This window comes from Sulfurospirillum sp. (assembly GCF_036802865.1).
In the GTDB taxonomy this organism is placed as follows: domain Bacteria; phylum Campylobacterota; class Campylobacteria; order Campylobacterales; family Sulfurospirillaceae; genus Sulfurospirillum.
Map to the genome: position 1 here is coordinate 254,182 of NZ_DAIRVK010000001.1, position 26,106 is coordinate 280,287.

The following is a 26,106-nucleotide window of genomic DNA, read 5'->3' on the forward strand; positions in this document are numbered from 1 at the left end:
GCTAGGAATGTTGCACTATGGCGGATGATCAAGAAAAGACGGAAGAGCCCAGTTCCAAGAAGATTGATGATGCCAGAGCAGATGGCAACGTCCCCAAAAGTCAAGATACCAGTGCTTTTATTACGCTGGTCGTGGCATTGGTTGCTTTTTTAGCACTTTTATCCTGGATTGAATCGCGTGTTGTCTATCTCTATTTTTATTATCAATCTCTTATTGGAACTGAAATAACCAAAGAAGCGACATTTCAAATCTCCATGATTACATTTCGAGAAATTATTTTTATGGTGATTCCTCTCTCTTTAGCCGTTGCTATTGCTGGTATTTTGGCCAATGTCATGCAGACAGGATTTATTTTTACCACCAAACCACTCATGCCAGACTTTTCAAAACTAGATCCGATGAAAGGGCTTGGAAATCTTTTTTCCATGAAAAAAGCAGTTGAAGCGATTAAGATTATTTTGAAAGTAGGCGTAATCTTATGGGTTTGCTACTATTTTTTACTCTCTTTTACACAAGAACTTCCAACGGTTATCTATTTTCCACTTTTTTCTCAGCTTGCATGGTTAAAACAGAAAATGCTTATTTTAGTAGCTGTTATTTTGATTTTGTTTTTGGTTCTAGCCTTAGCAGACTTATTATTTGTACGTTTTTCATACTTTAAAAGTTTACGTATGAGTAAGCAAGAGTTAAAAGATGAATACAAACAGATGGAGGGTGATCCTAAGATTAAGGCTAAAATTAGACAAATCCAGATGCAAATGACTAAAAAACGCATGATGCAAGAAATTCCTCAAGCAGATGTTGTTATTACCAATCCAACCCACTATGCTATTGCTATTCGTTACAATCAAGAAAAAGAAGCTGCTCCCAAAGTCATTGCAAAAGGGACAGATTTTGTAGCGCTTCGTATTAAAGAAATTGCAATGAACTATAATATTCAGATTGTTGAAAATCCACCATTAGCACGAGAACTTTACAAAAAATGTAATTTAGGGGATATTATCCCCGAAAATCTCTATAAAGCAGTAGCTGAAGTACTTGCCTTTGTTTACAAAAGCTCAAAGAAACCTCATTAAAAGACATCAATAACTTTTCAGTCAAAATTAAGTATAATTTTCCTTTTATCATCTGGTGGAGTTATAATGTATCAACAAGCGTGGAAGCGTATGCTTGAAGCCAATCACATTGTTATTGTCTCGCATGTACATCCCGATGGCGATACATTAGGTAGTGCTTTAGCCTTGTACGATGTACTTCTTCGTGTTGGCAAAAAAGTGACACATTTTAATAAAAATAATGAACTTCCATTGGTTTATGATTTCCTACCAGGCTATTCAAAGATTAGAAACAGCTTGCCTAAGAGTTTTGATTTGGTAGTAAGTTGTGATTGTTCAACGCGTGATAGGCTTAAAATTCCCGAAGGTGATTATGAGATTATCAATATTGATCATCACCTTACCAATCACTATTTTGGGAATATGAATCTTGTGGTTGATCGTTTTTCAAGTACAGGTATGGTGGTATATGAGCTTTTAAAAGCCAACGCTATTGAAATGAGTAAAGAGTGTGCTATCTGTCTTTATACAGCAATGGCGGATGATACAGGTTTTTTTCAATACGGCGATATGGATGAATTAACGTTTAGCATTGCTGCGCGATTGGTGAAATGTGGTGCAAATCCAAAAGAAATCGCATCAAAGGTAAAGCGAAGAGAACCGCTTTCAAAAATAAGACTCTATGGCTATATGTTAAATCATTTTGATCTTTATGAAAATGGACGTATTGCTACGATTATTTTCGATAAAACAGTACTTGAAGCAACGGGTGCAAGAAGACATGACACTAAAAATATTGTTAATATGCTTAGGAGTATCGTTAATGTAACCATTGCGATAATGATTTTAGAGGAAAAAGAGGGAGGCTATAAAGTCTCATTGCGGAGTAAAGATATTAATGTCTCAAAGATTGCTTTAGCGTATCAAGGAGGCGGTCATAAGACTGCCGCAGGTTTTGAAGTACCTGTTTGTGATCCTAAAGTACTTCGAGATGAAATTGTGGAAAAAATCAAAAGGATAGACAAAGAATGAAACAACAAAGAAAATCATCCATAGCAGGTTTGGTGCTAGGATTTATTTTGTTAGTCTTGGTAGGTGGGGTTGCGTATGTTTTTAACTCAAGTTCGTTTGAAAGAGAAGCTCCTCAAGTCGTTCTTCCTAAAGAGATAGATTGGAATTTAAAAGATCCTATTAAAGTTCAAGTAACTGATGCAAGTGGTGTCCGTTTTGTACGTGCATCTCTTTTTGATGGCGAGAAAAGTGTTGTTTTAGAGACCAAAGAGTTTAGAACAGCTGAAAAAGTGGTTGATTTGAACCTTACGTTTCCCAAAACAGGCTTTGGTGCCAATAAAAAAGCATTTGAGTTGACTATTGACGCTGTTGATGGTAGTAAGTGGAATTTTTTTGCAGGTAATAGTGTTAGTGCTAAATCAGTCATTAAAGTTGATACGAAAAGACCTGAAGTCAATATTATTGGAAGCTCATACAAAATTATGAGAGGCGGTGTTGCTACAGTGATTTTTAAAGCGCAAGATGAAGCGATGAAATCACTTTATGTTGAGACTAATTTTGGAAAAAAATTCTATCCAACACCTTTTTACAAAGAAGGTTATTATATTACGTTAGTCGCTTGGCCTACACATATTGAAAGTTTTACAGCTTCTGTTGTTGCTATTGATAGGGCAGGAAACTTGACCAAAGCTCACGTACCTTATTTTTTACAAGACAAAAAATATAAGACATCTACCATTGGGCTTGAAGATCGCTTTTTGGATGGAAAGATTTCTGATTTGATTGCAGAAATGGCTCCGGAGCGTTCATCACTTACGAAGCTAGAAAAATTTAAATTTGTTAACGAAGATATGCGCAAAGGTAATGAAATTAATATTTTAAAAGCAACTTCTAATGTTCCAACAGAACAGATAAATGGTTTTTATTTGAAACCATTTTATCCATTGCGCAATGGTAAAGTTGTTGCAAGCTTTGGAGATCATCGTTATTATGAATACGACAAACAGCCTACCAGTGAGTCATATCATTTAGGGCTTGATCTTGCGAGTAACGCACAAGCTACGATGCAATCTTCAAATGACGGTGTAGTCGTTTTTGCTCGTGAGAACGGTATATACGGCAATAACATCATTATTTCTCATGGATTAGGAGTCTATTCTCTTTATGGACACTGTTCTAGTTTCATGGTTAAAGAAGGAGATGTTGTCAAAGCTGGAGAGCCTATCGCCAAAACAGGCTTAACAGGCTTGGCATTAGGCGATCACTTGCACTTTGGTATGTTTGTTCAAGGTGTTGATGTTAGACCTGAAGAGTGGATGGATGAAGTATGGCTCAAAGAGAGTGTATTTAATGTAATTGAATCAGCAAAGAAGATTATGGATCGATGAAAGTAACGCAAAAAAATGTCAGAGTGTTTCATATTGAGATTGATGATGAAGCCTCTTTTTTAGATTATTTCAGAAAAAACAGCCTTCTTTTAAAGGAATTCTTTTTGCTTGTAGAAGGCAATATTACGAAAAATATTGCCTTCGTTTTAGAGCAAAGTGGCGTGTGTTACAAAGAGATTAATCATTGTAATATTCGTTTTGGTGGCATTAAAAAAGAAGCACCTGAACTTGAAGAAGAGCCAAAAAAAGAAGCGGTTTCACAAGCAAGTTCTGAACAGCCATGTCAATTACCGAAACTTAAGCTTTTTGATCGTCCAATTCGATCAGGTGAAGAGATTATTGAGAGTATACCAATTGTTATTTTTGGGCGTGTGAACAGTGGAGCAAAAGTTTTTTGTGAAGAGAGTATGAGTATTTATGGTATTATTGACGGATTAGTGCAGTGCGATGGTGAATATATCGTGCTTAGTGGCATGAGCCCTCGCGGATACCTCATTTTTAATGGGGAAATTATTGATAGAGAGATGCTCAAACTTAACGTGCTTCAAAAAATTATCATGCGCGATAATGTCATAGAAATAAAGGAAGTTGTGTGAAACAGACCACATTAGCAAAAGCGGTAAGCGGTATAGGAATTGGTCTTCATAAAGGTGAACCAATTGCAATACGTTTAGAACCCCTTGAAGCAAATAGCGGTATTCTTTTTTACCGAAGTGATGTAGGCTTATTGGTTCAAGCATTGCCTCAAAATGTTGTTAATACCCAAATGGCAACCGTTATTGGAAATTCAAGCGCTTATATCTCAACAATTGAACACCTTCTTTCTGCTGTATATTCTTACGGTATTGATAATATCAGAGTGGTTCTTGATGGTGCTGAAGTGCCCGTTATGGATGGAAGTAGTGCCAGTTTTTGTATGATGCTTGATGAAGCTGGCATTCGTAAATTGGATGCAACAAAGCAAGTGCTGATTATCAAAAAAGAGGTAGAAGTACAAGATGGTAAAAAATTTGCACGCGTAACACCGAGCTTAAAACCAACCTATAGTTTTATGATAGAGTTTAACCACCCTTCCATTGGTACGCAAGAGTTTAGTTTTGAGTTTAGTAAAAAGAATTTTATTGAAGAGATAGCACGCGCACGTACTTTTGGATTTATGAAAGATGTACAGATGTTGCGTTCTCGTGGGCTTGCTCTTGGTGGATCACTTGATAATGCCGTTGTAATGGATGATACGAAAATTCTAAATCCTGAAGGACTACGCTTTTCAAATGAATTTGTAAGGCATAAAATTTTAGATGCGATTGGTGATCTTTCGCTCTTAGGGGCACCTTTTGTCGGGGATTATACTTCCTTTGCAGGAAGCCATAATTTAAACCATGAATTAACCAAAGCAATTTTAAGAGATCCAAGCAATTATGAGATAAGAACACTCAGTGCGGAAAAAGCACAAGAGTTTGAAAAGGTTTACGCATAAAAACCGCCGTTGACATTGTTGTTATCACGCTTACTTCTCCATTACACGTGGGCATTTACGAAAATAACCAACTGATTCATGCTTATGAGACAACGGATCAAACCAGTGAAGCTTTGCCGTTATTATTTGAAGGTATTTTAAAAGAGTATCAACCTATTCGACTCTTTTTTGCAAGAGGTCCTGGAAGCTTTATGGCAATTAAAATTACTTATATTTTTTTAAAAACATTGAGTATTGCATTGGGAATTCCTCTATTAGCATCTGATGGGTTTGCTTTTAATGAAGGACGAGCCATTCGTGCCATGCGAAACCTTTATTTTATAAAAGAAGAACAAGCAATTACAACAGTTCGGTTGGAAGAGCCAGTAGAACAGCATTTTACATTGCCTAAGAGGTTAAAGGAAGACCTTTTTAGTGATGAAATTGAACCACTTTATATGTTACCAGCAGTTTAGGAGCGATGCGTGAAGATAAAAATACCAGCGACCAGTGCTAATTTAGGACCAGGATTTGATTCTTTAGGTCTTGCTATTGCACTCTATAATGAAGTTTGCATTAAACCTTCAAGCTATCACAGTATCTCAGTCAAAGGCGAAGGTGAAGAGAATGCAAAACTCAAAAAAAACAATATTTTTGTCTCTATTTTTTACGATATTTATCAAGAACTGGTAGGTAAAAAAGATCCTTTCAGGTTTGAGTTTTATAACAATATCCCTTTCTCTAGGGGACTTGGGAGCAGTTCAGCGGTTATCGTTGGGGCTATTGCCAGTGCCTATGAAATGGCAGGTGTGAAAGCGAGTAGAGAGATTATTTTAAATAAAGCTATTGTGTATGAAACCCATCCTGACAATATTGCTCCTGCTGTTTATGGAGGATTTACAAGTTCTATGGTTGAGAATGGTAAAGTAAAGACATTGAAAAAAGTACTGAGTGAAAAACTGAAAGTGGTCATGGTTATTCCCGATCGTCCTATGTCTACAGCACATTCACGAACACTACTCCCCAAGACATATTTGATGAAAAACGTGGTTTACAACCTCTCGCGGGCATCGTTGCTTACGGCTGCATTTTTCAGTGAAAACTGGGAATTTTTAAGAGGTGCATCGAGAGATTGTATGCATGAACATCGTCGTATGAAACAGATGAAGGAGCTTTTTGAAGTGCGCGAGATTGCTTTAAAAAGCGGCGCACTCATGAGTACACTCTCAGGTAGCGGTTCATCATTTTTCAATCTCGTAAAGGCAGAGGATGCTCCAAAAGTTGCAACAGCACTTAAAAATGCGTTTGGAATGTTTAGAGTAGAAATCTTTGAATTAGATAATAACGGTTTTGAAATCGTAAAAAGCTGAAAAACAGCTAAAATTTGATATAATCAGGCGCAAAAATGAGTCAACCCATACGAATGTGCATTGTTTGTAGAGAAAGATCTTTACAAGACAGTTTACAAAGATTGCAGATTGTAGATGGAGCGCTCGTGCTCTTTTCCAAAGTAGGAAGAAGCTTTTATATCTGCAAGGCATGTATGACAAACAATGAAAAGAAAGTTGTAAAAATACTCAACAATAAATGCAAAACAAATCACAAAGCAATGATGGAATTTGGTAAAATATTTAAGGAGACAGGGTCGAATGGATAAAGTTCGTATAACCGAAATAGCAAAAGAATTAGGCATGAAGAACAAAGAAATCGTTGATAAAGCGGTGGATCTTGGACTTGATGTCAAAGGGCATTCAAGTTCAATCAGCACAGAAGATGCCGAAAAACTAATGAACTATGTATTGAGTGGGGAAAATGCACAAGCGAGTAAACCATCTCCTCAGCCAAAAGCTCCTGAAATACAAAAAGTTGAAGTTGTAGAAGTAGTACCTGTCGTTGAAAAACCAAAAGAACCTGAAGTTGTTGCTCCTAGAACCAAAACCTTAAAAGAAAAAGAGCTCGAATCTGGTCATATCGTGCAAGCTGCTCCTAAAAAAGAGATAGTCGATAACGGTGTCTCTGAAATAGTGGGTGATGATAAAGAGAATACGGAAGATAAAATAGATCCAACCAATGTGCAGAAGCGTAGAGGTTTGGTGATTGTTAAAAAGAAAAGACCTGATGTTAAAGAAGTAGAAGTTGAAGAGCGAGAAAGTCCATCATCTTTTTATGGTTCACGTGAAAACACTCCTTCTCGTAGCATGGAGTCCATGTTTGCCTCTTCAAATAATGCAAGTGAACTTCAAAAAAAGAAAAAGAAACTTAAAAAAGTTCCCGCTGAGAAAAAAACTACAACTGAGAAATTGGATATTGCTTTAAATATTGAGATGGCAGATACGAATATTGATACAGAAGAAGATGGAATGATCGTTCTTCCGGATCTTAACGTTGGTATCACCGTTAATGAAGAAGCAAAAAAGAAAAAACAGATTGATCCAAGTCAGATTAGAACAACCAAAAAAACCAATTTTGTAATGCAAGGAATTCAAAGAGTAGGGCGTAAACGTAGACGTCGTCCAGCTCAAGCTCAAGAAGTAGAAGCCATCAGTGCGATTGAAATTCCTGAAGAAATTAGGGTTTATGAATTTGCTGAAAAGATCAATAAAACTGTTAGCGAAGTTATTAAAGAGCTTTTTTCATTGGGAGTTATGTTTACAAAAAATGACTTTTTAGATAAAGATTCGATTGAAATTTTAGCTGATACTTTTGGTATCAATGTTACAACAGTCAATGATCAAGAATCTTTTGACTATGTTAAAGCATACGATGAAGAAGGTGAAGCGGGTGAGCAAAATCTTGTAGAGCGTGCGCCTGTTATTACCATTATGGGACACGTTGATCATGGTAAGACATCTCTTCTTGATTATATTAGAAGTGCCAAAGTTGCTGCGGGTGAAGCAGGTGGTATTACCCAACACGTGGGTGCTTATATGGTTGAAAAAAATGGTAGAAATATCACTTTTATCGACACTCCAGGTCACGAAGCTTTTACCGAGATGCGTTCTCGTGGTGCAAAAGTAACTGATATTGTTATTGTCGTTGTTGCAGCAGATGATGGTGTTAAACCTCAAACCAAAGAGGCAGTTGAGCATGCAAAAGCTGCGGGTGTGCCTATTATTATTGCTGTGAATAAAATGGATAAAGAATCTGCCAATCCAGATTTAGTGAAAGCACAATTAGCAGAACTTGGCATCACACCAATTGATTGGGGTGGTGATCATGAATTTGTACCTGTATCTGCAAAGACTGGTATGGGTATTGAAGATTTGCTTGAGACAATTTTATTACAAGCCGATCTTTTAGAACTTCAAGCTGATCCAAGTAGAGAGGTTAAAGCAACTGTTATTGAGAGCTCTTTGGAAAAAGGAAGAGGTCCTGTTGCGACCGTTGTGATTGAAGATGGTACGATGAGAGTCGGTGATATTGTTGTTGCCGGTATTGCTTTTGGAAAAGTAAAAGCATTGTTAAATGATTTAGGGCAGTCTGTCAAAGAAGCACTACCAGGTGAGCCAGTCGTTGTTCTTGGACTTAGTGAAGTTCCTGGGGCTGGAGAGACACTCATTAGTGTTAAAACCGATAAAATTGCGCGTGAATATGCGAAGAAAAAAGCAGAATACTTACGTCAAAAAGAGCTTTCTAAAACAACAAAAGTTAGTTTAGATGACCTTAGTGCGATGATTGCTGAGGGTGCTTTAAAAACACTTCCAGTCATCATTAAAGCAGACGTTCAAGGTAGTCTTGAAGCGATCAAAGGTAGTCTTGAGAAGATCAGAAACTCAGAAACTAAAGTTAATATTGTCAGTGCTGGTATCGGCGGAATTACTGAGAGCGATGTAGCCCTTGCAAGTGCGAGTTCAGACTGTATTATCTTAGGTTTCCATGTGCGTCCAACGGGTGTGGTTAAAGAAAAAGCAAGAAGTGCTGGTGTTGAGATTAAAACATACAATATTATTTATGATTTAATTGATGATGTTACGAATATCGTTACAGGACTTATGGCTCCGGTTATTCGTGAAGAGAATATCGGTCAAGCGATGGTTAGAGAAGTCTTCGCTGTGCCAAAACTTGGACACATTGCTGGTTGTATTGTAACGGACGGAACGATTAATAGAGGTGTTAAAATCAGGGTTATTCGTGAAGGTGTCATTATTTATGAAGGCAGTGTTTCATCTCTTAAACGTTTCAAAGATGACGTTAAAGAAGTGGGTAAAGGTTATGAGTGTGGTGTTGGTATCGAAGGCTACACCGATATTAAAGTAGGCGATTATATCGAGAGCTTTAAAGAGGTTGAAGAAAAAGCGAAGCTATGATAGATAAAAGTATTAAAATTCAGAGAACCCAGAGCGTTTTAAAAGAACTTATTCCTGAAGCACTTTCAACCTTAGATGATGAGATGCTTCGTGGGGTTTGTGTCATTGATGTTGAATGTAGTCGTGGAAAATATGATGCCATCGTCTATTTAGATGGTTCAGTCTATGATGAAAAAGAAAAGAGTTATATTCTTTCTCATTTACACCGCGTTCAACGACATATCCAAACGCACTGTATGCAAGCAGAAGGATGGTTTCGCTGTCCAAGTTTCAGATTTTATTTTGATGATACTCTTGAGCGTCAAAATAAAATGGATGTTTTGTTTGCAAAGGTTGAAGAAGAGCTAAAAAAAGGTAAAAAAAGCGATGATTGAAAGAGAGCAAATTGTTAAAATCGTGGAGAGTTGTGGCGTCTCATTATACGATACAGAAGTAGCAAACGAATTTGATAAAAAGATTTTCCGTATTTATATTACATCAAAAGAGGGCATTAGCCTTGATAAATGCGCTGAAGTAAGCCGTATTTTATCGCCTATTTTTGATTTAGAGCCACCACTTGATGGTGAGTACCTTTTTGAAGTAAGTTCTCCTGGAATAGAGCGAAAACTCACAAAGCCAGAACAGTATGTTGCTTCTGTTGGTGAGAAAGTCAAAGTAAAACTGAATACCAAAGAAAAATTTATTGGTGTTTTAGAAGCGTTTAGTGGTAACGTTGCCTCTGTGCGCGTTGAAAATGAACTCAAACAGATTTCTCTGGATGAGATTGAAAGTGCTCGAACTTATTTTGAATGGTAAGCGCATTTGACGCTGTTTTAATGCAAAAAGCACTTGATGCCGCTTGGGTGCATCAGGTGTTAACATTTCCAAATCCTTCTGTTGGCGCAGTGGTAAGCAATGACCAAGGCGATATTTTGGGGATTGGTGCACACAAAAAAGCAGGAACTCCCCACGCAGAAGTTCTCGCACTTAAAGCTGCTTATGAGAGTTTAACCAACGATACACGCATCACTGCCATAGACGATGCGACCGCATTACATACCTTTTTAAAAGAACATCACAACCAACTATTTCACAATCTTACGATACATGTAACACTAGAGCCTTGCAATCATTTTGGAAAGACGCCCCCTTGTGCATCACTTATTGAAGCACTTGGCCTGAAGCGCGTTGTTATTGGCTCCTTTGATGAAAGCGTATCTGCTAAAGGCGGTGGAGCATTTTTAGAAAAAAAAGGGGTAAACGTTCTTTTTGGGTGTCTCAAAGAGGCATGTGATTTGCTCTTAACACCTTTTACTTGTAAAGAAAAAAATAAACCCTTTGTTTTTTTTAAATTGGCTGTGAGCAGTAATGGTGTAACGACAGGTGGGATTATTACTTCCGAAGATTCGAGGAAAATGGTGCATTGCTTACGTGATCGTTGTGATCTTTTGGTGATTGGTGGCAATACAGTAAGGACAGATCGTCCCATTTTAGATGCAAGATTGTGTGAGGGGAAAGCGCCTGATATATTGATTCTTTCTAAGCAAAATACTTTTGACCGTACAATTCCTCTTTTTGGTGTTCCACATCGTTTGGTGAGTATTTCAGACAGTATAGACAAAATCAATGATTATAGTATGGTGATGGTTGAAGGTGGGCAAGGCTTTCTTAATGCACTCTCAAGCAAAATAAAGTGGTATTTGATTTTTGAATCGCCTCATGAAAAAGAGGGGAATCCGATTGTTCTACCAGTTGGATTAGAAAAGATATTTTCTCAAAAAATCGGAGAAGATACCATGAGTTGGTATTATAAACATGTTTGATGAATTTTTTATTTTTGAAATTTTCATTGTATTTTTTGCAAGTTTTTTTCATGGTATTGTAGGGTTTGGGTTCCCCATGGTGGCGACACCACTTTTTGTCCTTTTTTTAGACCTTAAACTCGCTGTTTTATATACCCTTTTCCCAACACTTGTTACCAATATTATCAGTCTAAAAAAAGAAAATTCTTTTGGCGATATCTGGAAAGAATTTTCGCCACTTATTCTCTCAGTCATGGTAGGAAGCATTATTGGAACACATCTTCTTGTCGTCTATTATAACCATTATTACAAATTGATAGTAGCAGCTGTGATGCTTTTGTATCTTAATAAAGAGAGATTACGTTTTTCCTTGACCCAAGTTGTAGCAAAACAGAAAAAAAGTATTACCGTTTTCATTGGGCTTTTGAGTGGCTTGGTTGGAGGTATGGCGAATATTATGTCACCTGTACTGATTATGTTAATTTTAGAGTTGAAACTTGATAAAAAACATGTCATTGGGGTTTTGAGTTTTTGTTTTATTGTCAATAAGACATTGCAAGTTCTCATTTTTGGGTACCACGGAAGTTTTACTATGGAAAATAGTACGCTTATTGCGGTATTTGTAGGGATAGCACTGATAGGTTTTGGGTTTGGAAATAAAATCCATGAGCGCATTGATGAAAAGCTTTATACGACAATTTTAAATCGTTTATTGTGGGTAATTTCTTTCTTCCTGATTTTCTCTACATTTTACATGTAGAGTTCATATTTGCGTAGCAAAAGGGTTTGTGCTTCTTTGTAAAGTGCGGTGTAGTCCGATGGAGTAGAATCAATGAGTGGCGCATATTTTTCATACGTTTTCCATACTTGAATGGCACCATCTTTTTTCCCTTTACATGCCAAGGCTAATGCTGTAGATGCATTGATGAGCCCTTTAAGAATTTTTGCTTCATCCTCCGATTCAGGAAGTTTTTTCAGACGATGCCACTCTTCTTCCAAAACTTCATGACCTTCAATAAACTCATCGTTTTCGACGACATTTAAAAACTGGGTAATTGCTAGCATTACAGGCTCTTTATTTTAGGGTTAAAGGAATGCATAGAAGCTCTTTATGTATCGTTGATACAAAGTTCTTAGTTATCAATGCATTCGCTATCAATAAGAATACCAAATTTTTTGCAAAATGGATAATAGTTTGATAGAGAGAAGAGATATCCAATGTAATATATTTGAGTCAAAAGCAAAATGCATGAGCGTAAATAAATTGGATAAATTTTTTATTTTAAAAGCAAAAAACTCTTTGAAAATAGAAAATGAGGTTAAATACAGATAAATCAAGATTTACAGGAGCCATTTTTGTCATTTTAGAGCGATATAATTGCTTTTTAGAAAAAGAAATTAAAGAAATGAAATAAGGTAGTTAAGGGATCAAAATTATCGTTATTTCTCATAAAGTTTTATTCATTAACATACGCTACCATTTCATTAAAAAGCGAGTATGCATGTGTGTTTGTCTTCTAAAGGTACTTTCAAGATTTAAGACCGCTTTAGAGCATTCAAATAGACTACTTTGTTCTTGCAAGATTTAGTGCTGTACTTACGTTTTTTACTAAAGCATATACTTACCATTAGAATAAGAGTAAAAGAGAAGCGTAATGTGCGCTAGAGTACGTATATTTTGTGACTTTTATGTAATGAGCATAGATAAAAGCAATTTAAATTTGCTTTATTTTAAAAAATTGGATAAACTAATTTCCTAGAAAGATGAGGTTCGAGTTCATCTTTGGTAGTTTTTTGATACGTGACCTTTAGTTAGCATCCTAAAATACTCCAAAAATACTCAATTTTCTACTTTTCGATTTTATAACAGGAGCATACGATGGCTTTATTAGAGGGAACCGTTAAATGGTTTAACAATGAAAAAGGTTTTGGTTTTATCCAACCAAATGATGGCGGAAAAGATGTATTCGTACACTTTCGTCAAGTTAATAGATCAGGTTATGGTCGTGTATCTTTGGCAGAAGGCCAAAAAGTTACTTATGAACTAGGCGAAGGTCCAAAAGGCCCACAAGCTGAGAACGTAACAGCACTATAATTCTTCGGAGGAGATTTTCTCCTCCACCTCTTTTTTAAACCAATATCTAAATTCACTTCCTTTTTTCTCTTCCGATCTTACTTCAATCACAATGCTATATTTGTCGCAAATACTTTTAACAATACTAAGTCCTATTCCAAATCCACCTTTGTAGATGTCACCACGATAATGACGCTCAAAGATTTTGTCAATTTCTTTAATCCCAACACCTTGATCTTTCACTCCAAAGCACAGATCATTCTCTTTTGTTTCTAAATATACTTCGATTGTCGTTTTAGGAGGTGAATATTTAATCGCATTGGTGAGATTATTGTCAATAATGCGTTGAAGCTCAATACGATTGATCTTACAATAGTGTTCAGGCTCAATATATGAGATAATCGTAATCTCTTTAGATGAACTCAGCGCTTCAAAATAAGCAATACGGTCTTCTAAAAACATAGAAAAATTGAGAAATTCTGTTGTGTAGGTGATGGTTTTATTTTTGATGAGGTATTCAAGATCATCGTAAAGCGTTGAAAGTGTTGAAAGTGCTGCAAGGGTTCGGCTGAGACGTTTATCTTTGTACTTTTTCACTAACCCTTCAATATTGAGTTGCATAATACCCAAAGGTGTTTTAAGCTCATGCATGACATCCGTAAAAAAGAGATTCATACGTGTTGAGGTTTCGATGTAGGGTTTGAGTAACAGCTTTAAAAGAAGATAAGAAAAAAGAAGCATTCCCACCAAAACAACACCAATAATAATTAAAATATCGAAAATAACCTGTGAATGTGAAATCTCTTTTTGCACCACTAAAAACTTTACATGTAAAGCATTGGAAGCCAGTGGGTATTTGTAAAACAGTGAAGTATTATTTTTGACAAATTCATCGCTAAATGATGGGATAGGTTCTTCAATCAGAGAAAAAACAATGTGGTTGTTCGCATCCAAAAGGGCACTTTTAAAAATGATGGAGCGAGGAAATAAAAAGGTTTTTTGCAAAGGCATAATACCCTGAATGGTTGCCTCAATCTCTTTGGCATAGCTTCGCAGCTGAACTTCTTGATTTACTTGATTAAGTCTAAGTGAAACGGAGAGATAATTTAAAATCGGAAAAGAAACAAGCAACAGAGTCAAAAAAGTGAGAATGATCGCAAAAATAAACGCATTTTTTGTCTCATTTTTCAATTTTATATCCTATGCCTTTAGCGGTAATAATAAAATCTTTCTCTGTTTTATCCCGTAGTTTTTTAATGAGCATTCGTATGTCGTTATTACCGATCTCTTTTCCTTCCCAAACGTATTCATGTATGAGCTCTGTGGAGATATAATTACCACGATTTTTGACTAAAACAAACAGAAGTTTTCGCTCAAAATTACTTAGGGTTATTTGCATGTCTTCACACCAGAGGCTTTGATCATTGCTGTGGTACGCAAAGCCATGGGTGAGAGGTATAACATCCAACGTAGAGTGCAAATGATAACTTTTGAGTGTTTGAGAAACACGGTATTGAAGCTCTTTAAGTGAAAAAGGCTTGCGCAAATAGTCATTACACCCAAGATCATAACCCAATGAGAGGTTGTTAATATCCGTGAGTGAAGTAATGAAAATAATGGGCAGATCAAGTTTAGCTTTGCGAACTTCTTTGAGTATGGCATACCCGTCCATATGCGGTACGCGAATATCTAAAAGTGCTAAATGGTAGTGGTGTTCAAAAAGCGCATCTAGTGCAAGAAGCCCATCATCAAAGGCATCGACTTTGTAGCCCATCTCTTCTAAAGAGTCTTTGATGCTCTCATTGTATGTATAGTCATCTTCAAGGAGTAGAATCTTCATCGAATCAGTACCTCATGTTGCAGGGAGTCTTGAATGGCGGGCTCCAACATTTTCACAGGTAAAGGTATTGCACGAGGCGCAAGGGAGGCTCTTAGCAACAGTGACTCTTTAAGTAAGGATTCTCCAAACCAAATACCAATGTAACCTACTTGTTTTGCTTCGATGTCAAAAAGAGGTGTAAAACCAAAAAGTGCGCCATTGGATCGCGCAAAACCTTGTTGCATAATCGGTGTTGAGACATTGGATATAAACGAGTTAATGCATCCTGAAGAGCAGTTGTTGCTGACGATAACATAGCCATCAATTTGTTGGAGCTCTTTCATCCATTCGCCAATTTCTAACAACTCTTTATCCATTAAAATAACAAAATTGATCTTTTTTGCACTGAGATTTTGAGCCACTTCATCAAAACTTATAATGATTTCCAGTGAACCTATAAACTCGTTTTTGTCAAAAATAGGACAGAGTGCTTTAATGTTAAGACGTTTACCAAGCTCTATGGCAACTAAAGGCACTTTGATTTGCTGCAGGAGTGAAATACCTTTGCGAAACGTGGAAAGATCATCGCCATAATCTTCAAAATCCCAACTTCGCACATACGCTTTAGCATCTTTGGTATGGAGTTGTACTTCGAGATTTTCGATTTGCAAGTAGTGTTTGATTTTGGGAATTTCTTTTTGCAAGGTTTCAAAAAGTAGTTTTCGATCATTTTTAAGATAGCCTTCTTTAAGGGCTTCATTTTGAGAGAGTATGAGAGAAACGCTCAGTGCGAGTTGCTTCTCATGCGAAATAAGCTCTTGTGTAAGTCCAAGTACGCTCTCCACACTATTTTTTGCATCTTCTATGTAAAGATTATGGTTGGCACGATAAATCAAAAAGCCAAATATAAGTATCGCGATACAAAAAAATCCGATAAGAAGCGTAAATAAGCGAAAATTTTTGATAGGGAGTCCTTTTTCGTAGAAACCATTGCAAAATTATACCTTAAAAGCGAAGCAGAGAAATTGACGTTAAATTGACACAAAAGGAGTAAGATAATCGTATAAATGAGAATCTAAAGGAGGCTTTTATGAAGATTGATTTAATGCTGCGTTTAGCGCTCGTTGTATCGTGTGCAAGCGGGCTTTTTGCACTTGATACTGCTGAGCTTAACAAACGCTCCGACAAAGGGTTTAAACCTGTGGTGGTGAAGGATTGGAAAGCACCCGATGAGAGTACGATTCCCAATAATATGTTCGGTGATACAGTGCGTTATGGTAAAGCGTTGGTTTCTGAAACCTATAAATACATAGGACCAGAAGTTGCTGATAAAAATATGCGTTATGCTGGCAATAATCTTGCCTGTGCCTCGTGTCATCAAGAAGCAGGAACTAAAAAATGGTCAGGACCTTTCATGGCATCTTTTACTTCATTTCCACAGTATCGCAACCGTGATGAGACAATTGGAAGCATCGAAGGGCGTGTTAATGGGTGTATGAATCGCAGTATGAATGGTAAATCTTTACCAGAAGATGGCAAAGAGATGCGCGCGATTGTGACGTATATGTATTGGCTAGGACAGGGCATTCCTTTAGGTGCTAAAGTCGAAGGTGCTGAATTCCCTCAGGTTAATCGCAAGATGATTATGAGCCAAGCGGCTGATCCTATCAAAGGTGAGAAAGTCTATCAAGAGTTTTGCGTTTCGTGCCATGGTGAGAATGGTCAAGGTGTCAAACGTGAAGGCAAGGCAAATGGTTATGAATTTCCACCGCTGTGGGGAAAAGACAGTTACAACACGGGAGCGGGTATGTACCGTGTGATTCGTGCCGCGGATTGGATTGGGGCAAATATGCCTTTGGGAGCGGACAATCACAACCGCATTTTAACGGATGAACAAGCGTATAATGTCGCTGCGTATATCAATAATTACGACAAACCACGCGATGTCAAAGCCAATCGTGAAAAAGACTTCCCTGATCTTAGTATGAAAGTACCTGATAGTGATATTGGACCTTACGATGATAACAAAACGCGTCACCAACACAAATTTGGCCCTTACCAAGGGATTATTATTCCTGCAAAAAAAGCGGAATAATCTTAAAACCGTGGCAGATTTTATTCTGCCACGTATCTCATCTACTTTAAAAATCCATATTTCTTACATGTCATGACTTTATGTTTAGACTATTTCTTTATAATATACTCTTATAAAATCAAATGGTGGGCTTTCTGCGCAATATCTGGAGCTTCGCTTGAAACGCATGTTGAGAGTTTTGTAAAAATTCTCGTAAAAATCAGAAAAGAGTATGCATGAACAAAGAAAAATTGGTCTTAGACACCCAAACCCTGCATCGTTTTATTCAACTCCATTGTGACAAAAAGCATCACGATGTGCCTAAAAAAAAGGATGTTTTGCAAGTCAATTTTAAAGAAGAGTCTTTGTGCGACCTACCTTTTAATCTATGTGAAGAGTGCGAAACCCTGTTTCTTTATGGGTATGGTAAGCTTAAAAATTGTCCGCATGAGCATAAACCAAGCTGTCGTAAATGCCCAGATCCGTGTTATGAAAAGCCTATGTGGAAAAAAATGGCGAATGTTATGATGTTCAGCGGTATGCACTTAGGACTCACTAAAATCCGAAAATTCTTTTCAAAATAATGTTGCCTTATCTAAGCCATAAAGCCTTTATGCAACGCATGTATGGCGAGGCGCTTTTTAGCATTCCTGTTAATCTTGAATTTGGTTGCCCCAACCGTGAGCGTGATGGTAGTGGAGGGTGCTCTTTTTGCCCCGAACACGGTGCACGTGCTGCTCAAATTGCCGATGCAAAGAGTGTGGAAGAGCAGATCCAAAAAGCACTCTCATTTGCCAAAAGGCGTTATAAAGCCTCTTCGTTTGCTCTGTACATTCAAGCCTACACTGGAACTTTTGCTTCGCTTGTCACGCAAAAAGAGGCGTATGAAAAACTTTTAAATCTTTACCCTTTTCGCGCTTTGCATATTGGCACCAGACCTGATTGTTTAAGCGAAGCAACCCTCACGTATTTGAGTGAACTCGCTCAGAAAATCGATGTCGTAGTGGAATTGGGCGTGCAAAGTTTGCATGATGTAAGTTTAAAGCGAATGAACCGTGGGCATAATGCAGCGTGCTCGCTTGACGCCATCAAACGTTTACATGCAAAAGGTCTGAAAGTTTACGCGCACCTGATTGTTGGTTTACCTGATGAAACGCCACAAATGTGGCAACAGAGCGTGCAAGGTTTAGTGGGTGCTGGCATCGATGGGATTAAATTTCACAACCTTCACATTATCGAAAAGACGGATTTGGCGCGCGAATATGCTCAAACACCTTTTGTGCTTTTAAATGAGTATGAATATGCCGAAGCGTTGATGGAATTGTTACGCTATATTCCTTCGCATATTCCCATTTTACGTCTTGCTACCGACACACCCAATCTGGAACTTATTGCCCCAAAATGGCAGATGGCAAAAGGGCAATTTGGAGAATATATAGTGCAAAGCATGCACTATCGTGGTATAAGACAGGGCGATTACATAGAAAAACTGCCTGTGCTTTTCTCTCCTTTAAAAACGGTTTTACTTGAAGATGGCAGTGTGAGTGCGTGGAGTGAAACATATCGTGATTATTACCACCCTAAAGCAGGTGCTTACCGCCAAGCTAAAGAACAATTTATTGAAAAATCAGATCTTAGAGCACGTCTTGAAAAAAGCGATGTTTCTCTTTTAGAGATTGGTTTTGGGATGGGATACAATGTACTTGAAGCATTGAAATTGGCTCAAAATGGAGCTAAAAATTCTTTGACTGTAAAGGCAATCGATCAGGATAGAATGCTCTTACAAAAAAGCATAGAGGTTGTCTCCGATCCTTTACATGTAAAACTTTTAAAGGCACTTTTTACATGTAACCACTATGAAAGTGATTATACGAAGGTTGAGTTTCTGAACACTGAAGCGCGCTATGCCATCACGCATTTGAGTGAATCGTTTGATGTCATCTTTTTAGACCCCTTTTTAGAGAGCAATAACGCTTCTTTGGTTACATTAGAGTTTTTTCAAGCACTACGAAACCTCCTCAACCCAAACGGTGTTTTGGTTGCATCTACTTCTTTGTATGTAAGCCAAGTGGGACTTAATCTTGCAGGGTTTGACGTGCGCGTAAGCAACGATAAAAAGAGCGACATTAAGGGTCTTGTAGCTACGCTTTCTTCGTCAAGCATTTTGCATACAAAAGAGCCGTATCGTGATTCATACTTAACACTCAGCGATAAAGAGATTGAAACATTGCATCAAAAATCGTCTTTATAAAAACTACTTTAGTTCAATAATTTACATAAAATTTACATACCTATTCTAAGATACCTCCATAGAAATCTTAGAAAAAGGATGAAAGATGACTCAAATGCTTAGCCGAAGAAGTTTTCTAAAGCTCTCTTCTACCGCTGCAGCAGTTGCAGGACTCTCAAGTATTCCCGGAACGCTGGGCGCACTGGAAGAGAGTCAAAAGCAACTTAAAGGCAATGCCAAATTTACACCGAGTATTTGTGAGATGTGCACAAGTTCGTGTACCATTGAAGCACGTGTGGAAGATGGAAAAGGAATGTTTATTCGTGGTAATCCAGCGGATAAAGGACGAGGTGGTAAAGTCTGTGCTAGGGGAAGTGCTGGGTTTAATCAACTCTACGATCCACAACGCTTGGTGAAACCAATCATGCGTGTAGGTGAGAGAGGCGAAGGAAAGTGGAAAGAGGTCAGTTGGGACGAAGCATACACTTTCATTGCCAAAAAACTCGATGATATCAAACAAAAATATGGTGCACACACCGTTGCATTTACCGCACGTAGTGGCTGGAATAAAACATGGTTCCATAATTTAGCGCAAGCGTACGGTTCACACAACCTTTTTGGACACGAAGCAACCTGTCCATTGGCGTATGACTTGGCGATGGATGATATTTTTGAAAACGGAATCAGTCGTGATTTTGCAAAATCAAAATATATTATTAACCTAAGCCATAACGTATTTGAGGGAATTGTTATCTCTTACGCACGTCAGTACATGGATGCGATGGAACATGGTGGGAAAGTTATCTGTTTAGATCCTCGTTTTTCAACAATGGCAGCCAAAGCGAATGAATGGCATCCTATCAAACCAGGGCATGACCTTCCGTTTGTTTTAGCATTTATTCACACACTCATTAACGAAAACCTTTACAATAAAAAATTTGTTGAAAAATATTGCGAAGGCTTTGAAGAACTTAAAGCTTCTGTTGCTGAGTTTACCCCTGAAAAAATGGCAGTAGAGTGTGATATTTCAGCTGACATTATTAAACGAATGGCACGTGAATTTGCCAAGGCTGCGCCTAAAGCGATTTTCGATTTCTGTCACAGGGTTACCTTAACGCCTCAAGAGTTAGAGCTTCGCCGTGCGATTATGATGTGTAACGTTTTAGTTGGTGCGGTTGAGCAAGAAGGCGGTTACTATCTTAACAAAGGTGCGGGCTTTTACAATAAATTCTTAGGTGAAGGTGATGCAAAAGCACCAACACTTAAAAAGCCAAAAATTCCTGCATATCCAAAAGTTGAGGTTCCTCGAATAGACCGCATTGGCGAAAAAGACAGTGAATTTTTCTTGGCAAAAAAAGGCAACGGTATCGTTACCCTTGTTCCCCATGCCGCACTCAATGAATTACCAGGGGTAGGTTATAAAATTCATGGTTGGTTTATAGCACGTAATAATCCCGTTATGACACAGTCCAATACTGAAAATGTCATCAAAGCACTTAAAGCCATGGATTTGGTCGTTGTTTATGATATACAAGTCTCCGATACCGCATGGTTTGCTGACATCGTTCTTCCTGATACAACGTACTTAGAGCGAGATGAAGAGTTTACAGCAAGTGGCGGTAAAAACCCAGGCTATTCAGTAGGTCGTCAAAAAGTGGTTGAGCCTATTGGCGAGTGTCGTCCAGGGTGGAGAGTGGCAAAAGAGTTAGCCGAAAAAATGGGCTTAGGAGCATATTTCCCTTACAAAGACATTGAAGATTATCGTCTGCAACAAGTGGGTGATAATATCGATCTTTTAGCCAAACTCAAAGCAACGGGCATGTCAAGTTTTGGTGTACCACTTCTTTTACAAGATAAAAAAAGTGTAGCAGAATTTGTGAAAAAATTCCCAAGTGCTGCAAGCAAAGTGAATCAAGAAGGTACCATTGATTTTCCACATAAAATCAAACTTTTCAGCCCAGAGCTCGAAGCAGTTTCCAAAAAAGGTGCTTTAAGTTATGAGCCTTTTAAATACAAAGAAGCGGATGAGCTTTATTTTATCAACGGAAAATCAGCAGTTCGTACAAACGGTCATAACGGTAACAATGCATGGCTTAACAATCTTTTAGATGATGCGGCAGTATGGATTCATCCAAAAACGGCAGAACGTCTTGGCATTAAAAATGGCGATAAAATTGAACTTTCCAATAAATATGCAACACAAAAAGGTAAAGCGCTCGTCACCAAGGGTGTGCGAGAAGACACCGTATTTGCGTACTTTGGATTTGGTCACATCAGCAAAGAGCTTAAACGAGCTTACGGCAAAGGTGTTAACAGCAATTCGCTCTATTCGCCTTTGGTATCGCCAAACTCAGGTATGAACCTGCATGTCGTTGGCGTCAAAGTCAAAAAAGCGTAAGGGGAGGAAAAAACAATGGCAAAAAAATATGGAATGATCCACGACAATAACCTGTGCATTGGCTGTCAAGCGTGCAACGTTGCGTGTAGATCTGAAAATAAAATACCAGAATCAGTATATCGTTTGCAAGTATGGGTGAAACAAGAAGAGTACCCAAATGGAAGTTTGGGTTATGAATATCACCGCCAATCGTGTGTTCAATGTGAAAATACTCCATGTGTGAGTGTCTGCCCAACAAAAGCTTCACATGTCAATGAAGAGGGCATTGTTTTAGTGGACGTTGATTTGTGTGTAGGCTGTTTGTACTGTGTTGCGGCCTGTCCTTACCAAGCACGTTATGTTCACCCTGTAACCAAAGCGCCTGATAAATGTACCTTTTGTCATGAATCACGTTTAAGTCGTGGCGAAGAACCAGCGTGTGTAACCGTATGCCCAACAGATGCACTTACATTTGGTGATCTCAATGATCCAAAAAGTAAGATCAACAAAATGCTTTCTGAAAAAGTTACTTACCGTCAAAAAGAAAAATTGGGAACAAGCCCAAAAATGTTTATCGTACCGAACCATAAAGGAGGGATCAACTCATGAATCAGATTTGGGGCTCAATGGAGCAATACTCAACTGTTGTATGGCATTGGCCGATTGCGGTCTATCTTTTCCTAGCAGGACTTTCTGCGGGAGCGATTATTTCGGCGATTGTGGTTAAATGGATGAAAGGCAATGATGTCTCTTCAAGCGATGGAATCATCAAAGCGGGCGCTATTTTGGCACCTGTTACGATTGGTGCGGGTTTATGTCTTTTGATTTTCGATCTTACCCGTCCATTGATGTTTTGGAAATTACTCATTCATTATAATTTTGGCTCGGTAATGACACTGGGTGTTTTAGCCCTGTTTGCTTACTTCCCTGTGGTGATCCTCTTTTTACTGGGTGTCTTTAAAAAAGAGCTTATTGATAATGGACCGTTTAAATTTTTAGCGCCTGTTGCAGATTTTGCATTGGCTCAATCTAAAATGATAGAGAGTATAACACTTGTTTTAGCGGTCGGTGTAGGTGCATATACCGGTTTCTTACTTTCAGCGATGAACAGTTATCCACTGTTAAATACACCAATTTTGCCAGCACTTTTCTTGGCTTCAGGTGTATCTGCAGGTATTTCAGCCAACCTTGTTGTAGGACTTTTATTCTTTAAAAGCTCAACAGGCGAGAGCAATGTGGGCTACTTGCACGGACTGGATGTCAAAGTTATCTTTGCAGAACTCTTCTTCCTCTTCATTCTCTTTGTGGGTATGATGTATCAAGGAGGTGCTACGGCACATGTTGCTGGTGCAGCTTTGAGTACAGGTGGACTTGCAAGCCTTCTTTGGATTGGTGTTATTGGTCTTGGGTTGATTTTACCTATTGGTCTTAATTTTGCACTGCCTCACGGTGTCAAACACTCACATGGTTTTGTGATCTTTAATGCATTAATTGTTTTAGTGGGCGTTTTAGCACTTCGTTATTATATTCTCTATGCAGGTCAAACCTTCGTAGGATAAGCCTTTCATTGTAAAAACTCCCTCTATTGAGGGGGTTCCTTCATTTTTAGTTACAATATGTAAATATGAAATCGTGTCATAGAACAATCTTTCTTTAAAACAAGTACTATTAGGCAAATATTAGGTAAATTGGTAGATAATATTTTGTATAAGTAAGGCAAGACAGTGAAGCTGATTAACTATAGCTACGAAACGCCGGAAGCATTAGAACACTTTACACGAACTTATTTTAGACCTCATGATCATCTTTTTATTCAGCTCTTTTGTGGCAATGTCGATAAAACAAAAATTACAGAAATTCTTCACTTTTTCAAACAAAATTTTTCCAAAACAGTTATTATAGGTGCAAGTACAGCCGGTGAAATTAAATCGGGTCGCATTCAAAGTGGTACGATACAAATTAGCTTTTGCCATCTTGAAAAGAGCGTTGCCAAAGCTTATTATTTTGCAGATGTAAACTTTGAAAGTGGACAAAAAGCAGCTTTAAGTCTTTTAGAAAAAGAGACCAAAGTATGCATTGCATTAGCACACCCTTTTGCCAAGGATGATAGTGAAGATTTTATAGAAGGATTTAATAGCCTAAGAGCAGATATGCCAATAGCAGGCGGTAATGCAGCCGATGAATTTTTGTTTGAGAGTGCTTTTATTATCTGGGAAAATCAGATTGTAGATCAAGGCATTGTGATAGTAACCCTGAGTGGTAAAACATTACATGTCAATAATAACTACTCACTGGGTTGGACCCAAATGGGTAAAGAACTTAGCGTGACCAAGGTGGAAAAAGGAACGATCTATGAGATCGACCACCAACCAATTCAAGAGGTTTATCAGCACTATTTAGGGAACGATGTTCTTCAAAATCTTCCCAATAGTGCTATGGAGTTTCCTTTTGTTTCAACACGTGATGACATTGAAGTGTGTCGTTCGCTTATTGGTGTCAATGCTGATGGCTCTCTTATTTTTTCAGGGCATTTGAGTGAGGGAGAGAAAGTACGTTTTTCGATTGGAAATGTTGAAGAAATTATGGATAAAGCTGTTGCCATACAGGAGCAGATTAATGAAAAACCTGTTGAAGCAATCTTCGTTTATTCGTGTGCAGTACGTAAACGTTTTTTACAAAAACAACTCAATTATGAATTGGGACTTTTGCAGCAAATCGCACCCAGTGCAGGTTTTTTTACCTACGGAGAGTTTTTTCACTCAAAGCACAAAAATCAACTTCTCAATGTCACGACCACCGTGTTAGCGCTGAGTGAATCAGACTATATCATCTCGCATCCGTTGGGCGAAAAACCCGAAGTGAACTGCTCAACGCTTAAGTCTTTAACCCACCTTGTTAACACGACGCAACATGAACTTGATGTCAATCTAAACTTTTTAAATCAGTATAAGATGATCTTGGATCAAAGCGCTATTGTGTCTAAAATGGATACCAAGGGAAATATAGTCTATGTTAATGATGCTTTTTGCAGGGTGACAGAATTAAGTAAACAAGAGATTATAGGAACACAACACAGCAGATTTAGACATCCAAATGCGGATATATTTCTTTACCGTGACCTTTGGAATAGCTTGCAACGAAAAGAGATTTGGAGTGGTGTCCTTCACTGCATTAATTCCAAAGGGAAAACGTATTATATTAAATGTACTGTCATGCCTTTTTTAGATGAGAAAGGTACTATCGTTGAGTATATTACCAGTAGCATTGATATTACGGATCTTATTTTAAAAGAGCAGCTCATAGAGCAGCATTTTAAAGATGAACTCACAGGTTTTGGGAATCGCGAAGCACTCTTTCATAGGCTTCGTCTCGATACTGAGCAAAAACTTTTAATATTGCTCAATCTCGTAGGATTTTCGGAGATCAATGATTATTTGGGATACGATGTCGGTGATGATCTTTTAAAACAAATCGCTAATTTTTTAGTAAGAACCTTTGATAACCATGCCGAGGTTGTTTTTCGTATCAATGGCGATGAATTCGCCGTTTTGTTGGTGGAAGATGATCAAAAAATACTCCATACATTGCATGAGAAAATCAAGCGAATGATACACAGTCTTGAAAAAAAGGTCTTTACGATTAAAGGCTATGAAGTTGTGGTAAGACTCAATGTAGGGGTTGCAAGAGGCTCATCCGATGAGATTTATATGCAGTCGCATATCGCACTCAAAGAAGCAAAACTACACAATCAAGCGGTTATGTTTTATGACAGCAATGAAACACTCAAAGTCAAAACTAAACAAAATATTCAAGTGATTCAAAAGATCAGGGCTGCGATTGAAAATGATCGCATCGTGCCATTTTTTCAAGGTATTTATGACAATAAATTGCATAAAATTACCAAATACGAAGTGCTTATGCGCCTGCAAGAAGAAGATGGTACTTACCTGAGTCCTTACTACTTTTTAGATCAAGCGAAGAAGACACGACTTTATGAAAAGCTTACCAAGATAATCATTCAAAAGTCTTTTGCTTACCTTCAAAACTTTGATGTTGATTTTTCGATTAATCTTACCAAAGGCGATATTCTCTCCTCATCTGTTAAAGAGTATTTGTATGAAAACATTAAAAAATATCAGTGCGCTCATCGGGTCGTTTTAGAGATTGTTGAGTCTGAGGGTATTGAAAATTTTAGTGAGATTACAGCATTTATCCACGAGGTTAAATCTTTGGGATGTCGTATAGCAATTGATGACTTTGGAACAGGGTACTCTAACTTTGCCTACTTGGACAAATTAGAGGTTGATATTATTAAAATCGATGGCTCACTCATTAAAGACATTGACACCAATGAAACCAGTGCAATGACGGTTGAAACTATCATCTCTTTTGCCCATAAAATGGGCTATTCTATTGTTGCGGAATATGTGGATCGCATGAGCGTTCAAGAAAAATTACAAAGTTTAAAGGTAGATTTTTCACAAGGTTACCTCTTTAGTAAACCAAGCCCCATCATTTCACTTTAAAGCCAAAT

The 26,106-nt window shown here is 37.8% G+C and carries 24 protein-coding genes; 20 read left to right on the forward strand and 4 right to left on the reverse strand.

Going from position 1 to position 26,106, the window contains the following annotated elements; genetic code table 11:
* Nucleotides 1–17: 17 nt before the first annotated feature.
* From flhB to V7Q04_RS01375, 12 genes are all read left to right on the forward strand, one after another.
* Nucleotides 18–1,076 (forward strand): flagellar biosynthesis protein FlhB, encoded by a 1,059-nt coding sequence (flhB, locus tag V7Q04_RS01320; protein WP_333803118.1) that lies wholly within the window; start codon nt 18–20, stop codon nt 1,074–1,076.
* Nucleotides 1,077–1,142: 66 nt separating this feature from the next.
* On the forward strand, nt 1,143–2,087 hold the full coding sequence (locus V7Q04_RS01325; protein ID WP_333803119.1) for a DHH family phosphoesterase: 945 nt from the start codon (nt 1,143–1,145) through the stop codon (nt 2,085–2,087).
* Nucleotides 2,084–3,454 (forward strand): M23 family metallopeptidase, encoded by a 1,371-nt coding sequence (locus tag V7Q04_RS01330; protein WP_333803120.1) that lies wholly within the window; start codon nt 2,084–2,086, stop codon nt 3,452–3,454. The genes V7Q04_RS01325 and V7Q04_RS01330 overlap by 4 nt, the downstream gene beginning before the upstream one ends.
* On the forward strand, nt 3,451–4,050 hold the full coding sequence (locus V7Q04_RS01335) for a septum site-determining protein MinC (RefSeq protein ID WP_333803121.1): 600 nt from the start codon (nt 3,451–3,453) through the stop codon (nt 4,048–4,050). The genes V7Q04_RS01330 and V7Q04_RS01335 overlap by 4 nt, the downstream gene beginning before the upstream one ends.
* Complete coding sequence (gene lpxC / locus V7Q04_RS01340; RefSeq protein ID WP_333803122.1) at nt 4,047–4,931, forward strand: UDP-3-O-acyl-N-acetylglucosamine deacetylase; 885 nt, start codon at nt 4,047–4,049, stop codon at nt 4,929–4,931. The genes V7Q04_RS01335 and lpxC overlap by 4 nt, the downstream gene beginning before the upstream one ends.
* A gap of 47 nt (nt 4,932–4,978) precedes the next feature.
* Complete coding sequence (locus tag V7Q04_RS01345; RefSeq protein ID WP_333803123.1) at nt 4,979–5,386, forward strand: hypothetical protein; 408 nt, start codon at nt 4,979–4,981, stop codon at nt 5,384–5,386.
* Between the two features lie 9 nt (nt 5,387–5,395).
* Entirely contained in the window at nt 5,396–6,280 is an 885-nt protein-coding gene (gene thrB, locus V7Q04_RS01350) for a homoserine kinase (protein WP_333803124.1), read from the forward strand.
* Between the two features lie 279 nt (nt 6,281–6,559).
* Nucleotides 6,560–9,217 (forward strand): translation initiation factor IF-2, encoded by a 2,658-nt coding sequence (gene infB, locus V7Q04_RS01355; RefSeq protein WP_333803125.1) that lies wholly within the window; start codon nt 6,560–6,562, stop codon nt 9,215–9,217.
* On the forward strand, nt 9,214–9,591 hold the full coding sequence (gene rbfA, locus V7Q04_RS01360; RefSeq protein ID WP_333803126.1) for a 30S ribosome-binding factor RbfA: 378 nt from the start codon (nt 9,214–9,216) through the stop codon (nt 9,589–9,591). The genes infB and rbfA overlap by 4 nt, the downstream gene beginning before the upstream one ends.
* Complete coding sequence (locus V7Q04_RS01365; protein ID WP_333803127.1) at nt 9,584–10,012, forward strand: ribosome maturation factor RimP; 429 nt, start codon at nt 9,584–9,586, stop codon at nt 10,010–10,012. The genes rbfA and V7Q04_RS01365 overlap by 8 nt, the downstream gene beginning before the upstream one ends.
* Before the next feature lie 20 nt (nt 10,013–10,032).
* The gene (gene ribD / locus V7Q04_RS01370) at nt 10,033–11,019 is read left to right on the forward strand and encodes a bifunctional diaminohydroxyphosphoribosylaminopyrimidine deaminase/5-amino-6-(5-phosphoribosylamino)uracil reductase RibD (RefSeq protein ID WP_333803128.1); all 987 of its coding nucleotides are present in this window, start codon (nt 10,033–10,035) and stop codon (nt 11,017–11,019) included.
* A complete protein-coding gene (locus V7Q04_RS01375; protein WP_333803129.1) occupies nt 11,012–11,758 on the forward strand; it encodes a sulfite exporter TauE/SafE family protein in 747 nt (248 codons plus the stop codon). The genes ribD and V7Q04_RS01375 overlap by 8 nt, the downstream gene beginning before the upstream one ends.
* Here V7Q04_RS01375 and V7Q04_RS01380 read toward each other — a convergent pair.
* On the reverse strand, nt 11,749–12,063 hold the full coding sequence (locus V7Q04_RS01380; protein ID WP_333803130.1) for a DUF309 domain-containing protein: 315 nt from the start codon (nt 12,061–12,063) through the stop codon (nt 11,749–11,751). The genes V7Q04_RS01375 and V7Q04_RS01380 overlap by 10 nt on opposite strands.
* Before the next feature lie 814 nt (nt 12,064–12,877).
* Here V7Q04_RS01380 and V7Q04_RS01385 point away from each other — a divergent pair.
* A complete protein-coding gene (locus V7Q04_RS01385) occupies nt 12,878–13,093 on the forward strand; it encodes a cold-shock protein (protein WP_025343528.1) in 216 nt (71 codons plus the stop codon).
* Here V7Q04_RS01385 and V7Q04_RS01390 read toward each other — a convergent pair.
* Genes V7Q04_RS01390 through V7Q04_RS01400 form a run of 3 tightly spaced genes read right to left on the reverse strand, consistent with a single transcriptional unit; the run spans nt 13,088 to nt 15,736 of the window.
* Nucleotides 13,088–14,263: a sensor histidine kinase gene (locus V7Q04_RS01390; RefSeq protein WP_333803131.1), complete on the reverse strand. Its 1,176-nt coding sequence runs from the start codon at nt 14,261–14,263 to the stop codon at nt 13,088–13,090. The two genes, V7Q04_RS01385 and V7Q04_RS01390, sit on opposite strands and share 6 nt — an antisense overlap.
* On the reverse strand, nt 14,253–14,912 hold the full coding sequence (locus V7Q04_RS01395; RefSeq protein ID WP_333803132.1) for a response regulator transcription factor: 660 nt from the start codon (nt 14,910–14,912) through the stop codon (nt 14,253–14,255). The genes V7Q04_RS01390 and V7Q04_RS01395 overlap by 11 nt, the downstream gene beginning before the upstream one ends.
* Nucleotides 14,909–15,736: a cache domain-containing protein gene (locus V7Q04_RS01400; protein ID WP_333803133.1), complete on the reverse strand. Its 828-nt coding sequence runs from the start codon at nt 15,734–15,736 to the stop codon at nt 14,909–14,911. The genes V7Q04_RS01395 and V7Q04_RS01400 overlap by 4 nt, the downstream gene beginning before the upstream one ends.
* 245 nt (nt 15,737–15,981) lie before the next feature.
* Between V7Q04_RS01400 and V7Q04_RS01405 the strand changes: the two genes are divergently transcribed.
* The 7 genes from V7Q04_RS01405 (at nt 15,982) to V7Q04_RS01435 (ending at nt 26,098) form a co-directional block, all read left to right on the forward strand.
* Nucleotides 15,982–16,986, forward strand: coding sequence for a c-type cytochrome (locus V7Q04_RS01405; RefSeq protein WP_333803134.1), 1,005 nt, complete (start codon nt 15,982–15,984; stop codon nt 16,984–16,986).
* Nucleotides 16,987–17,201: 215 nt separating this feature from the next.
* A complete protein-coding gene (locus V7Q04_RS01410) occupies nt 17,202–17,549 on the forward strand; it encodes a nitrous oxide-stimulated promoter family protein (RefSeq protein ID WP_333803135.1) in 348 nt (115 codons plus the stop codon).
* Complete coding sequence (locus tag V7Q04_RS01415; RefSeq protein ID WP_333803136.1) at nt 17,549–19,216, forward strand: TIGR01212 family radical SAM protein; 1,668 nt, start codon at nt 17,549–17,551, stop codon at nt 19,214–19,216. The genes V7Q04_RS01410 and V7Q04_RS01415 overlap by 1 nt, the downstream gene beginning before the upstream one ends.
* A gap of 85 nt (nt 19,217–19,301) precedes the next feature.
* The gene (gene phsA, locus V7Q04_RS01420; protein WP_333803137.1) at nt 19,302–21,593 is read left to right on the forward strand and encodes a thiosulfate reductase PhsA; all 2,292 of its coding nucleotides are present in this window, start codon (nt 19,302–19,304) and stop codon (nt 21,591–21,593) included.
* 15 nt (nt 21,594–21,608) lie between these two features.
* Entirely contained in the window at nt 21,609–22,181 is a 573-nt protein-coding gene (locus V7Q04_RS01425; RefSeq protein WP_333803138.1) for a 4Fe-4S dicluster domain-containing protein, read from the forward strand.
* A complete protein-coding gene (nrfD, locus tag V7Q04_RS01430) occupies nt 22,178–23,131 on the forward strand; it encodes an NrfD/PsrC family molybdoenzyme membrane anchor subunit (protein WP_333803139.1) in 954 nt (317 codons plus the stop codon). Before V7Q04_RS01425 ends, nrfD begins: the two co-directional genes overlap by 4 nt.
* 165 nt (nt 23,132–23,296) lie before the next feature.
* A complete protein-coding gene (locus tag V7Q04_RS01435) occupies nt 23,297–26,098 on the forward strand; it encodes an EAL domain-containing protein (protein WP_333803140.1) in 2,802 nt (933 codons plus the stop codon).
* The last annotated feature ends 8 nt before the right edge of the window (nt 26,099–26,106 follow it).